This window comes from Chryseobacterium sp. SIMBA_028, assembly GCF_046535285.1.
Taxonomy (GTDB): domain Bacteria; phylum Bacteroidota; class Bacteroidia; order Flavobacteriales; family Weeksellaceae; genus Chryseobacterium.
Genome location: NZ_JAWRWZ010000001.1, coordinates 67166 through 80686, shown reverse-complemented (window position 1 = coordinate 80686; position 13521 = coordinate 67166). Strand labels below are relative to the sequence as shown.

Below are 13521 nucleotides of genomic sequence, written 5' to 3'. Positions count from 1 at the left end.
TTCTCTGATAAATTGAGGTATGGACATATATTTAACGTAATCTGCGTAAATTTATCAAAAATTCAAGCATTTAAAATGAAGAAAGCGTTAATTGTATGATGGAAAATGTTTTCAATGCATAAAAAAAGCTCCAATTATCTAAAATTGAAGCTCTTATTATTTTAATTGATGAATTAATAGCCATGTAAATCAATGCCCTCTGTTCTTTGTAAAGGCACTTTTTTACCCATTTTCTTCTGAATCACTCTGAAATGCTGTAATTCATCATCCGTTAGAATATTAATAGCAGTTCCTTTTTCATTGGCACGGCCCGTTCTACCAATACGGTGAATATAATCTAAAGGTGAACGCGGTAATTCGTAATTGATAACGCAAGGAAGAGACTCGATATGAATCCCACGACCAATTAAGTCTGTAGCGACTAAAATCTGGGCGCCATTTACTTTAAATTCTTCTAAATTATTTCTTCGGGCACCTTGTGACTTATGACTGTGAATGGCCACTGCCTTAATTTTATTCTTTTTAAGTTTCTCCACCAAATTATCTGCTGATCTTGTAGAGGAAACAAAAATCAAAGCTTTTTCAACTTTCTTTTCTTTAATTAAATACCGTAAGAAAGGACCCTTATTTTCAGGAGAAACATGATAGGCCAATTGCTCGATATTATCAATTTCAACCTCCTCTTTTTTAATTTCAATAATTGTAGGATTAATGGATAAACGTTCTTTCATTTCAGAAACTTTATCATTTAAAGTCGCCGAAAACAACGTTGTTTGTTTCACCACAGGCATTAAAGCGAAAAGTTTATTCATTTCTTCACCAAAACCTAGCTGAAACATTTTATCTGCTTCATCAATCACCAAATGCTGAATTTCTGAAATACTCAATGCATTATGATCAATTAAGTCTAATAAACGTCCCGGGGTTGCTATAAGAACTTCCACGCCAAACATTCCTTTCATTTGAGGATTGATAGAAACCCCGCCATAAACTGCCATTGTACGAATCTCTCGTTTTAAATTTTCTGTGAAAGCCCTAAAAACTTCATCAATCTGAATGGCTAATTCACGGGTAGGAACCAATATTAAAACCTGAACATTACGGCCTTTTTTGGCTTCTGAATTTTGTAATTTTTCTAAAATTGGCATCACAAAACAAGCGGTTTTTCCAGAACCTGTTTGTGCAATACCCATCAGGTCTTTTCCTTGCAAAATAACAGGGACTGCCTGCTCCTGAATTGGAAATGGCTTTAAATAACCCAACTTGTTAACAGAACGAATAATATTGTGTGATAATCCTAAAGACTCAAATGACATAAAAAATATTTATTTACTGCAAAGATAAGCTATTGATATTTGGTTTACCCTTCGAAATAAAATACTCTATCAACAAAGTTTGATTTTTTTAATTTATACTGTTATTTTTCATATATAAAAAAATATATTGCCGATTTGTCCGATAATTCAGTTTTGGACAAATTTTTGTCTGTTAGTTTTGTAAATTTATCAAAAATTCGAGAAATCTAAATATGAAAAAAGCATTAATAATAGTCGATGTACAGAATGATTTTTGTGAAGGCGGAGCCCTTGCAGTTCCTGGAGCTAATGAGATTATCCCGTACATCAATCTTTTGATGGAGGAAAATGAATATGATCAGGTTATTTTGACACAGGATTGGCATCCGGTAGGCCACAAAAGCTTTGCCAGCAGCAATGGTAAAAAAGTAGGTGAAAACATTATTCTTAATGGTGTCCCTCAGTTTATGTGGCCGGATCACTGTATTCAGGGAACTTTTGGTGCTGAATTCCACAAAGATTTGAATCAGGATAAAGTAACTCATATCATCCAAAAAGGAAAAAATCTTGAAATTGACAGCTATAGCGGCTTTCAGGATAATAATCATTTTATGAAAACGGGCTTGGATGATTTCTTGAAGTACCATGATATTCAACTGGTAGAAATCGTTGGATTAGCTATGGATTATTGTGTGAAGTTTACTTGCCAGGACGCTGTAGCCAACGGATATGTGACATGTCTTCACTTTAACGGAACACGTGCTGTAAATGTAAGACCTGATAATGGTAGAGATGCCATTTATGAGATGATCGAAAAAGGAGTAACAATATTGGGATAAAACAGTATAAATCAACATGTCTCAAAAACAAAACAACAGTATCATTTTGGTGCTGTTGTTTTGTTTTTTATGTTATTATAGGTTTTGTCATATTTTACTCCTGACCCACTATGGCTAATTCTGTCAGATAATCCTTAATTTCAATATTTCCAACTGCAAATTCGTGTTCAAGCAGTTTCATTTTTTCTGTTTTGGTATACTCACGATTATAGATTGTTGTTAATATATTCTCTTCATCATTAAGTGGATCAGAAATATGCATTAGGTCACGAAAAGCTGTATAATATCTAACGCCTAATATTCTTTGGGACAGAGCATTAAAATGAATACCATCAGCATTAGCTGTAAGTCCTCTCGCTGTAACAAAATAACAATTTGCATGGGTTCTGGCAAAACTTTCCAATGCCTTATTAATTAAGGGATAAGACGCAAAATATTGCCCAAAGGTTCCACTAGATAAGAAATCTCCTAAACCGCCTATAACAACAGGAACATCCGGAACATTTAATTCCTTGCGGAATGCCTCAATAATTTTATGAAATTTTTCACAATATTTCCCCGCTCTTTCCGGAGTGCTGTCGCTTTCGCCCTGATGCCATAAAATACCTGAAAGCTGACTTGTTCGTTGTGCAAGCCTGGCCTGTGATATTGCATTTTCAAATAAAGCACCCCCTACAGCCCAATCATCAAGGCTAGTTCCTCCATCAGCACATGGTATCAATCCTATCTCGCCTTGCGCATTATCAATCCTCCATGAAGCGGCAAATGAAGCTGAAAGCCCAACTCCGGCACTGGGGCGGTCAAAATTAATAGGCTCAGACATTATTTGCCATAATCCGTTTCTTTGCATCTTAATATGTTCATCAAAGATGGGTGGAACTTCTTTAACAAAGCCACGACCAGCCATATTTGACTGACCTATCATTAAAAAGGAATGTATCATTTTTTTTTATTATTTAATTGGATTCCAATACTTCTGCTGAATGAGAGCCAAGCTAGTTTCTTTACGCTATTATGAGCAATATCTCCGGATCTGAATGCTGTAATCGTTGCAGAAATTACACTGGTAAAAAGAATTTTTATCCAGGGTAACGGAAACTGATTATCTATCACTTTCTCTTTTTGTAACTCCTGAATGGCCTTAAATAATTGATTTCTTATTTTAAAATAGGATTCACTTTGCTCACTTTTGTAAGGTGTTGAAAGTGATTGAATATCATCATTCAGTTTAATTAGAAAGGCATACTTTGTTCCACTATCAATTCCTTCGTATAATAAATGTTCAAGTTGTATCAAAGGATCTTCGGAGCTTTTACAGGCTTTAATAGCCGCAAGCTCCCACGCCTCCATCATATTCTTGTTACATGCTTCTAATAATTCATGACGGTTTTTAAAATACCGGTGAATCGTTCTTCGATTAATGCCACAACGCAATGCAATATCCTCAAATGTTGCAGAAAAGTTCTCATTTAAAACAGATATCGCAGTATCAATAATTTTTTGCTGAGTATTCATATTTTCTATGACCACAAAATTACGACAAATGTCTCAAATTTGAGACATTTATTTTAAAACCTATTAATCATACAAAAAGCGCAGAAAATAATTTCTACGCTTTTTATTTTTTAAACTTAAAATTCTTGCTTAAGAATAATGATATTAGTAAAAAGCCAGAATTTAAAATTCATAGCTCATCATTGTTTTAAAGCATCTTAAGGTTATTTACTTCCAGTTCTGTAAGGATTCTCCAGTGTCCTCTCTTGATATTCTTCTTCGTCATTCCTGCAAACATTACTCTATCCAAGCTTTCTACCTCATACCCTAATCTTTGGAATATTCTTCTGATGACACGGTTCCATCCGATATGAATTTCAATTCCAATCTCATTTTTAGGCTTCCCTTCAATGTATGAAATCTGATCCACTGTAGCAACTCCCTCATCAAGACGAATACCTTCTGCAATAAGACGTAAATCTTCACCAGTTAGTTTCTTATCCAACGTTACATGATAAATCTTCTTGGCATCAAAAGATGGATGCGTTAGTTTTTTCGTCATGTGACCATCATTAGTCAACAAAATAACACCTGTTGTGGAACGATCTAGTCTTCCAACAGGGAAAAGCCTGTAAGGAGAAGCATTTGCTACAAGATCCATTACGGTTTTTCTAGCTTTATCGTCTTTAGTGGTAGAAATATAACCTTTTGGTTTGTTCAAAAGTACATAAACAGGTTTTTCCGGAGTAATACTTTGTCCGTCAAAAACTACTCTGTCCGTTTTCTGTACCTGATATCCCATTTCATCTACCACCTTTCCGTTTACCTCTACTAAACCTTGGGTGATTAGCTCGTCAGCTTCTCTCCTGCTGCAGATTCCGGAATTAGCAATATACTTATTAAGACGGATGCTGTCCTTATGAACATCTTTTTCAATCTTGTTCAGTCTTCTTTTCTGTACAAAGGATTTTGCTCTATCTTCATTTCTATCATCACCATTAGACGGTCTTCTTCCGTATTTTAGGCTACCTCTTTCGTACTTATCTCTAGTATCGAAACTTTTTGCGCCTCTTTTAGGTTTTCCAAAAGATTTCTTCGCATAGCTCTCACTTTTATTTGTGATATAAGCTCTATTTTCAGATTTTGATTCAGAATTATCACTAGAGCTATCAAAGCTTTCGTTATTTTTCTTGAATGGTTTCTTTTCAAATCTTGAGTTGGATCCTGAATGTTCTGGGCCTTTTTTTCCTCCATCTTTAGAGAAAGGTTTTTTAAAAGGTTTTGATCCTGAAGAATTTCCAGATCTGGAAGCACGAGAATCATCAGAACTTTTCTTGGTTGAAATTCTTGGTCTCTTTGGTCTGTCTGAATTATTATTATCTCTGCTCATTCTAAAAATTTCTGCAAAGATAGTAATTTAGTTACGAGTTAAAAATTAAGAATCATAACTTTGCAATATAGTTTACGTTTTTAACTTTATATACAATCTAAGATGATAACAATATTAAACGATAATTTTTCTCAGCTAAACGAACTTCTTCACGAAAAAACATTCAGTAAAATTTTCATTTTGGTAGATGAAAACACCCATGAATACTGCCTTCCTATCCTTTTAGGAAATATGGAGACAGATCTTGGTTTTGAAATTCTTGAGATCGAAGCCGGAGAAGAAATGAAAAATATTCACACTGCCAATCAACTTTGGGAAATTCTTACAGAGATGCAGGCAGACAGAAAAGCATTGATTATCAATTTAGGAGGTGGTGTAATTACAGATATGGGAGGTTTTGTGGCTTCTACCTATAAAAGAGGAATACAGTTTATCAACATCCCTACTACCCTTTTATCCATGTGTGACGCCTCAATTGGAGGAAAAACAGGTATCGATTTAATGCATTATAAAAACATGGTGGGAACATTTGCTTTCCCGGAACAGATTTTTATTTACCCTAAGTTTTTGGAAACCCTGCCTTTTAAGGAACTAAGAAGTGGATTTGCAGAAATGCTGAAGCACGGGCTGATTGCCGATAAAGCACACTGGAATCAGCTGATTCAAATCCATAAACTTGATGTGGAAGCTGTAACCCCGCATATTCAAACCTCAATGGATATCAAGCAGGAAGTTGTTGAAAAAGACTTCCATGAAAGCAATATCAGAAAAACATTAAATTTTGGACATACTATCGGACATGCTGTGGAAAGCCTATGCTTACAACAAGGCAACCCTATCCTACACGGAGAAGCTGTTGCTATGGGAATGATTTCAGAAGCCCATCTTGCTTATCTTGAGAATCTTATTTCAGAGGACGATGCAAAGGCTATTATTGAAAATATTCAGCGCTACTATCCTTATTTAGACATCAGTGATTTCAAGGATGAAGATATTACCGCACTGCTTTTAAATGATAAAAAGAACACTGACAGCAAAATTAATTTCTCTTTACTTTCAAATATTGGCTCATGTACCTATGACCACCAATGCAGTCAACAAAACATCATTGACTCTCTTCATTTTTACAGAAAACTGAATGATGCATAATGAGTTTTTTAAAATAACTTGATTATTAAGAAGATATTATAAACAACAAACCCCACTTCTCAATAAGTGGGTTTCATTCATTTTAATTCTGAAAGAGATATTTTTATTTTGCTAAAGAAGATTCTAAGTGTTTTAACCGTTCTTCAAAAATAGTCTGTGTGTGCTTCATTTCCATATTCGATTTCTTTAAAACCTCATTTTCATTTTCTAAGACTTCTATTTTTTTGGCCAATTCCTGAGTTGCAGAGATATTCAGCATAGATAATGCATCATAATCTACAGTTCTTAAGTCGGACACTTCAGTTCCGTAAACAAAGAGCTTCCCCATAAGCTTTTTTCCAGCCAGATTTACTGTAATACTGTTAGATGTACTGTTCTCTATTTCCAATATGGATTCTCCTGTTTCATCATATATTTTAAGAAATTTATCTTCTTTAGAAATAGCAACCCGTTTTTCGAAGGTAAAAACGTCTCCCTCTTGTTTTGCCAGCTGATAGATATTGGGAATAAAGGTCTTCACACCACTCTTACTGACTGCCTGCGGATATACAGACTCCACCTCCTGGGCAATTACCTTTTTAAATTCTTGGTTACCATATAATGCCTTATCCTTCATACGATAATTGGTAATGCTGAGCTTTCTTAAGGTGATTAAATCTTTTCCACTGTCCGACCTACTCATGATATCTTTGATTCTTTTATCAGAAAAAAGAGACGTTTGTGCCACACTCAATTTACCTACCGATATAATATTCCCATCCGCATAAATAGAGGTATTGGTATTGAAAGTACCTATATCATTAGTATAATTAGAATAAGTGGCTAATGTTCCGTCAAAAGAGCCTGAATCAGGACTTATTCCGTAGTACGTAAGGCTTGTTGCTATCAGGGGCCATGCTGTGGTCTTTAATCTAATGTCCAGTGGGAATTTTGGAGTATTGGTCCCAATCCCCATATTTCCGTTCTGGTCAATATTAATTCTTCTGTTTCCGTCTCCATCGGCAATGATAATGTTATTTGAAAGTGACGCTGGCAGTCCGCTTACATTGGCTCCGATAATCGTATTTGATTTCCCGGAAACAAGCCCTGCACCTGCACGGAAACCTATGAAAGTATTATAATTATTTACGGTATTCAAATTATATCCTGCAGATCCGCCAATAGCCGTGTTCCCCCTTCCACCAGGAAGCATCCGGAAAGCATCTCCTCCTATTCCTATATTGTCATCTCCGGAGATAAGCTCACGGAGTGAACTTGCCCCAATACCAACATTGCCTATCGTACTTTTAGCTGAAAAAAGTGAAAAATAGCCGTTGGCAACATTATTATTTCCGTCCAGATTCGAATATAAAGCCCGGTACCCATAACCTGTATTTTGTATCCCTGTTTTGTTGCTGCTCAATACCTCTGAACCTATGGCTGTATTCATACTTCCTGTGGTATTCGAAATTAAATTATTGGTTCCTACTGCGGTATTGTTCAATCCTATTGTGTTAGCTGTTAAGCTGTTGACCCCAAAGATCGTATTCGTTGTATTTAATACACCAGATACAATATTATTCCTTTTAAAAATAACATCTACATTATCAGACGTTCCTATAAAATTAACTCCGTTGACCATACCCGAATTTCCGGTGAGGCTCCATCCCGTCATCACAATAGGCCTCAGATCATCCAGTACTTTGGTCCATCGGCCTGCAGTGGTACTCCAATAATAATAACCAGGAAGAACATCGCTAACAGCAGCTGTGTTGTAGATCATTAAAGAATTAGCCGGTAATGGTACGGTAACAGTATCTGAACTCCCAGTCAATGCAATTCTAGGGATTAAAAGACCTTTGTTAGACCCAGCAACCTCCAGTACTGAAGATGGATCAGGTGTTGTTGTATTGATTCCCACCTGAGCTTGGAAATTGTTTTCAAATAAAAGAAATAACAGCAGCAGGGTACATTTTTTCATGGTATAGTAGTTAATGAGTTCTTACAAAACTCAATGAGCCGTTTTGTAAGAATATCAGATTATAATTGTATAAAGAATACAAAATTAATAAAGAAAATGAGATAGATAAGGCCTAGCAAAGCTCTTTTACAGAAATTAGAATGATATAATGACAGCGGATACAATTTTATTTAATAGAATATTGTGTTATTAAATTTAACATCAAACAAGAAATGTAAGCCCAAAAGGATTAAAGCTTACCCTCTTTAAACCCTTTCATTTGATAAAAAAATGAAGGGTGTACAGAATAAACGTGACCAATCATTCAACTTTTTAACCCTATTTTTGACAAATTTGTCAATTTAGAAATCTTCTAAACAAATGTTTAATTAACTTTTTAAAACACTGTTAATCAATTTGATAAAAGTAAAACCACTTCCGTATCAGATGGTTTTTTCATTTATTTTAACAGTGAAAAATATTTTTGGCAAGCAATTTGAAAGATACTCTGCGTTCCACAGAAATGTGAACAAGTAGTAAAATTTAAAATTAAGAAAGAGTAAAATTAAAAAATTAAAGTTATGAAAAAGTTAATTTTAGGATTAGCAGTAACTGCAGGAACATTAGCGTTCGCTCAACAGACCCCTTCTTCTAATCCGGTTACATTTGGGGTAAAAGGAGGAATGAACGTATCTTCACTTTCAAAAGATAGTGGTTTAGATGATCAAAAATCTAAAATAGGTTTCAATGCAGGTGTATTTGCTAACATTCCGGTAGCCGCTTCATTTAGTGTTCAACCGGAGGTATTATACTCACAGTATGGTAACAAATCAGACTTTACAGCATTGGGAACAAAATATTCAGCTTCTACCAAGCTAGATTATATTGCAGTACCGGTAATGTTCCAGTATAATGCACTTCCAAACCTTTATTTAGAAGCTGGTCCAGAATTTGGGTTCATGGTTAGCGCTAAAAATAAATTGAAAAATGAATCTAACGGAGATTCTTCTACATCAGATAATTACAAAGACAACTTCAATACATTCAACTTTGGGATTGGTCTTGGTGCAGGATACTATTTCACTCCAAACCTAGGAATTACAGCTAGATATGTTGCAGGTTTAACAGACATTGCCAAAAACAGACCTAGCGGATCTGACGCTGTCAGAAACAATGTATTCCAAGTAGGATTAGCTTATAAATTTAAATAAGCTTCATACATTCACTTAACAAATTTTATATTCAATAAAAAAGATCAGATTAATTTTTTAATCTGGTCTTTTTATTTTAAAGCTTAAATAAATGTTAAAAAAAATATTATCTTTTTTAGAAAAATTTAAATATGAATTTAATTACATGGATATAAAACCCTTATATTCATTCAAATAAGCAAGTAGACCTACTAATTAAATCCACTGCATTATTCTTTGGCACACTGTTTGATTATAAACAAAACGTTAAATAAAACTTAAAAACTATTAAATATAAACTTATGAAAAAGATTTTTTTAGGCCTAGCATTAGTAGCAGGTACTTTCACTTTTGCACAAAAAACTTCATCAAATACAGTTTCTTCATCTCCAGTTAGATTTGGTTTAAAAGCTGGTCTTAACGTTTCTAGCCTTACTGAAAGCGGTTGGAATTCAAAAGCTGGATTTTATGGTGGTGTATTTGCTAACATTCCAGTAGCTCAGGATTTCTCTGTTCAACCGGAGGTATTATACAGCGGAATGGGGGCAAAAGCAAAATCTAATAGTGATGTAAAAGCTAATCTTGATTATATTGCAGTACCAGTAATGTTACAGTACAATGCACTTCCTAACCTATACTTAGAAGCAGGTCCTCAATTCGGATTCCTTGTAAGTGCTAAAGCAAAATATCAGTCTAATTCTGTAGATATTAAAGACGGAACTAAAACTTTTGATTTCGGTCTTGGTCTTGGAGCAGGGTACTACTTCACTCAGAATATCGGAGTTAACGTAAGATATGTTGCAGGTTTAACTGATATCGCAAAAGATAGACCTAGTGGTTCTGACTCTAACAAAAATGGAGCGTTCCAAGTTGGTTTAGCTTACAAATTCTAAGGTTACCCTTAATAAATTATAAAAACCGGATTATATATTTAATCCGGTTTTTTTATATAAAATTCTCATTGAATATTTTTGGCAAGAAATTTGCGTAGTATGTACTGATTATATCCTCATTCAAAATATTTGCATCTGCATTTTTTGATAATAATGAATTGCATTCTACTCATTAAAAATCAAGTAATAATAAGATGATACTGAAAGGTACAATAATAGATAAGGATAGATCTTAATAAATAGAATACATTTTGATTTCAATAGAAAAAGTCAGGTTTACTTGTTAAATCTGACTTTTTCGCTTTAATATGATTTTTGTCAGTTTCCTTTATTTGGCGAAAGTTTTGCTTCAGTTATAAAAATTAAATTAAAACTTAAAAATCATGAAAAAACTCTTTATGGGGTTGGCATTTATTGGATGCCTTTTTGTAAATGCACAGGAAAAAGTTAAGTCATCATCTCCTATTACTTTTGGAGTTAAGGCTGGCTTTAATGCCTCTACGGTTACCAGCAATGATAGTTATAATTATGATAACAATGAGAAACTGAAGCCTGGTTTTAATGCAGGTGTATTTGTAAACATTCCGGTAGCTGAGAAATTCAGTGTACAGCCTGAGCTTCTTTTCAGTCAGTTGGGATCAAAAACAGAGGATTATCTTAATTTCGGTTCAAATGGCTATAGATACAGAAGAACGTCTACCTATACAACAAACTTCAATTATTTAGTTCTTCCTGTGATGGTTCAGTATAATATTCTTCCTCAACTGTATGTAGAGGCTGGTCCTGAGTTCGGATTACTGCTTGGTGGAAAATCAAAAGGTGATTTCACTGTTACAGAGTCATCAGGAAGTCAAACGAATACTTATTCTGATAGTTTTTCCAATAAAATACCAAAGGAGCTTTATAACAAATTCAATTTTGGGATAGGCATTGGAGCGGGTTACTATTTCACCCAAAGTTTTGGAGTGACGGCAAGATTTACGGCAGGTCTTACAAGTCTTTTAAAGAATGACATCTCAGAAAATGATAATAAATCGAGAAATAATGCTATTCAAGTAGGAGTAGCTTATAAGTTCAAATAGAATATTTATTATTCTTTAAATGAATGTCGGACTATAAAGTGGTCCGACATTTTTATTTGGAAACATTCTTGAAGCTTTTTTTTGAGTTCTTTAAAAAATAAAGAATATTTAAGAGATTGATCTCATAAATTCAATTATTATTTCTATTAAGAGATTATCATCAAATGAATAAAATTTAACATAAATTTTATCCTAAAAACTCCTTATACATTGAAATATTTCAGAAAGAACAAAAGAGAATGGTTATTTTTTTACTTACAAAAAATGCCATAAGACCTTTGTTAATCAAGGTTTTTTAAGTTTGGCAAGCATTTTGCAAAATAAATGACAAGTGATTGAAAAATCATTTGAAATAGTAAACAGTAAAATTAAAAAATAAAATTATGAAGAAGTTATTTTTAGGACTGGCTTTAACGGCTGGTACATTAGCCTTTGCACAAGAAACAACAACAGCCAATACATCTCCTCTTAAAAAAGACGTTCAGCCTGTAAGATTTGGTATTAAAGCTGGAGGTAACTCTGCTTATTTCAGCCAACAACAATTTGGTATGAATAGCCAGAAATTAGGTTTCCACGCAGGTGCTTTTGTGAATATTCCAATCTCTAAGCACTTTAGCTTCCAACCTGAGGTATTATATAACCAAATGGGTTCAAGAGACGTAATCTCTTCTTTAGAAACTGATAATGGTACAACAAATGTAAAAACTAAGTTACAGGATAAAGTAACAATGAATTATATTTCTGTTCCGTTAATGGTTCAGATGAGACCAACAGAAAAATTCTATATTGAAGCTGGACCTGAATTCAGTTATTTCATTAATGGTAAAAATAAAGGCGAAGCTACTGTAGCAAGTACTACAGGAGGAATTACCACTACCACTACAAGCTCTCACTCTGAGGATATCGATAAAGACCAGATTAACAAATTCAACTTTGGTTTAGGCCTTGGTTTAGGATATGATATTACTTCTAACATCGGTATCAACGCAAGATATGTAAATAGCTTGACAAAGATTGACAAGAGCAGACCTGCTGCTGAAAACAACAACAGAGTTTTCCAGTTAGGCGTGAACTATAAATTCTAATAAGAATAAACCAATTTTTTAACTCCAGATGCAGTTTTCTGCATTGATAAAATAGCCGGAAGAATTTTTCTTCCGGCTATTTATTTTTTCAAGTAAAATATGAAAAACTATTGAAATATTCTAGGATCATCACTGATTACTCCGTCTATTCCCATATCTTTCAATTCCTGTAATCTTTCTTTCGTATTAACAGTCCATGGGATGACCTTCATGCCCAATGTATGACATTCTTGTACAAGTTTGGGAGTAACAAGAGTATGATCTGGGCTATATACAGTTGGAGTAAAACTTAGGAACGTCATATCTCCTGCTACCCCATTCATGTGATTGGGATACAGCTTAAATTTTTCTGCAGGTATATTTTTGAAATGAGCCTGCTGCTGAGCCAGTTTTCTGTCATCAACCTTTTCTACCAATAAAGCTGTCATTATTTTAGGATATTCTTTATGAATAATCTCCAGGGTTCTGGGATCAAAAGACTGAATAATTACCCGATCCTGAATCTTTTTCTCAACAATAATCTTCATCATCAAGTCTACAAATTCTTTTGGTTCAGGATGAAAGATATTATCTGAGAAAGGGCGCGTTTTTGTTTCAATATTATAAATGGGCAAAGGCCTTTTCAATTCACGGGAATACGTCTCACAAGCATCTATCACTTCAGAAAAAAGAGGTTTTTTAGCTTTTATCTTCTTCTGATCAGGATAGTTATTAAGTTTCTTCAGCCCAACATCAAATGTTTGAATCTTCGCATAGGGCATTTCATAAATTTTGTAGTAAAAACCGGAATCTTTTGGAATATAGGTTCCGTCCGGCTTTGTTATTAATTCTGGTGAAAGAAAAGCATCATGGGAAAGGATGACCTGTTTATCTTTTGTAACGGCCAGATCCATTTCCAATGTTCTAATGTTCATTTTTAGAGCATTCTTCATTGCCGGAATTGTATTCTCAGGATAGAGAGATTTTCCTCCGCGATGGGCTTGCTTATCGAAAGACTGGGAGAAGTAAAATTGGGTACATACAAAAAAAAGACCTGTGAGAAATACGTTTTTCATATTCTGAAATTTTAATCTTACAAAATTAAAACTTGCATGTATACTGTATAATACAGGAATATTAAGGTTATGCTATATTCGCCTAAATAAAGAGAGTCAGGTTATAACTG

At 34.1% G+C, this 13521-nt stretch carries 12 protein-coding genes; 6 read left to right on the top strand and 6 right to left on the bottom strand.

The features are described 5' to 3' along the window. Window positions 1-173 precede the first annotated feature (173 nt). Window positions 174-1316 carry a DEAD/DEAH box helicase gene (locus SCA31_RS00365; protein WP_410694769.1) on the bottom strand — a complete coding sequence of 381 codons (1143 nt, stop codon included), beginning with the start codon at window positions 1314-1316 and terminating at the stop codon, window positions 174-176. Between the two features lie 212 nt (window positions 1317-1528). Here SCA31_RS00365 and pncA point away from each other — a divergent pair, with 212 nt between their 5' ends. Beyond that, window positions 1529-2134, top strand: a complete 606-nt coding sequence (gene pncA / locus SCA31_RS00360) for a bifunctional nicotinamidase/pyrazinamidase (RefSeq protein ID WP_410694768.1) — start codon at window positions 1529-1531, stop codon at window positions 2132-2134. Between the two features lie 94 nt (window positions 2135-2228). On the opposite strand, the gene SCA31_RS00355 is transcribed toward pncA, so the two are convergent. The 3 genes from SCA31_RS00355 to SCA31_RS00345 all read right to left on the bottom strand — a co-directional run bounded on the left by SCA31_RS00355 (window position 2229) and on the right by SCA31_RS00345 (window position 5018). Then, window positions 2229-3077, bottom strand: coding sequence for a sialate O-acetylesterase (locus SCA31_RS00355; protein WP_410694767.1), 849 nt, complete (start codon window positions 3075-3077; stop codon window positions 2229-2231). Further along, window positions 3074-3649: a TetR/AcrR family transcriptional regulator gene (locus SCA31_RS00350; protein WP_410694766.1), complete on the bottom strand. Its 576-nt coding sequence runs from the start codon at window positions 3647-3649 to the stop codon at window positions 3074-3076. Before SCA31_RS00350 ends, SCA31_RS00355 begins: the two co-directional genes overlap by 4 nt. Before the next feature lie 187 nt (window positions 3650-3836). Further along, entirely contained in the window at window positions 3837-5018 is a 1182-nt protein-coding gene (locus SCA31_RS00345) for a pseudouridine synthase (protein WP_410694765.1), read from the bottom strand. A gap of 102 nt (window positions 5019-5120) precedes the next feature. Between SCA31_RS00345 and aroB the strand changes: the two genes are divergently transcribed. Next, window positions 5121-6167 carry a 3-dehydroquinate synthase gene (aroB, locus tag SCA31_RS00340; protein WP_410694764.1) on the top strand — a complete coding sequence of 349 codons (1047 nt, stop codon included), beginning with the start codon at window positions 5121-5123 and terminating at the stop codon, window positions 6165-6167. A 103-nt stretch (window positions 6168-6270) separates the two neighbouring features. Here the strand turns inward: aroB and SCA31_RS00335 are convergent, their stop codons facing one another. Continuing rightward, entirely contained in the window at window positions 6271-8127 is a 1857-nt protein-coding gene (locus SCA31_RS00335; RefSeq protein WP_410694763.1) for a hypothetical protein, read from the bottom strand. Window positions 8128-8687: 560 nt separating this feature from the next. Between SCA31_RS00335 and SCA31_RS00330 the strand changes: the two genes are divergently transcribed. The 4 genes from SCA31_RS00330 (at window position 8688) to SCA31_RS00315 (ending at window position 12356) form a co-directional block, all read left to right on the top strand. Next, window positions 8688-9317: a porin family protein gene (locus SCA31_RS00330; RefSeq protein ID WP_109617118.1), complete on the top strand. Its 630-nt coding sequence runs from the start codon at window positions 8688-8690 to the stop codon at window positions 9315-9317. Window positions 9318-9598: 281 nt separating this feature from the next. Next, window positions 9599-10189 (top strand): porin family protein, encoded by a 591-nt coding sequence (locus SCA31_RS00325; RefSeq protein ID WP_410694762.1) that lies wholly within the window; start codon window positions 9599-9601, stop codon window positions 10187-10189. A 383-nt stretch (window positions 10190-10572) separates the two neighbouring features. Beyond that, window positions 10573-11271, top strand: a complete 699-nt coding sequence (locus SCA31_RS00320) for a porin family protein (protein ID WP_410694761.1) — start codon at window positions 10573-10575, stop codon at window positions 11269-11271. 383 nt (window positions 11272-11654) lie between these two features. Beyond that, on the top strand, window positions 11655-12356 hold the full coding sequence (locus SCA31_RS00315) for a porin family protein (RefSeq protein ID WP_410694760.1): 702 nt from the start codon (window positions 11655-11657) through the stop codon (window positions 12354-12356). 107 nt (window positions 12357-12463) lie between these two features. On the opposite strand, the gene SCA31_RS00310 is transcribed toward SCA31_RS00315, so the two are convergent. Continuing rightward, window positions 12464-13411, bottom strand: a complete 948-nt coding sequence (locus tag SCA31_RS00310) for a glycerophosphodiester phosphodiesterase family protein (protein WP_410694758.1) — start codon at window positions 13409-13411, stop codon at window positions 12464-12466. Between the last annotated feature and the right edge of the window lie 110 nt (window positions 13412-13521).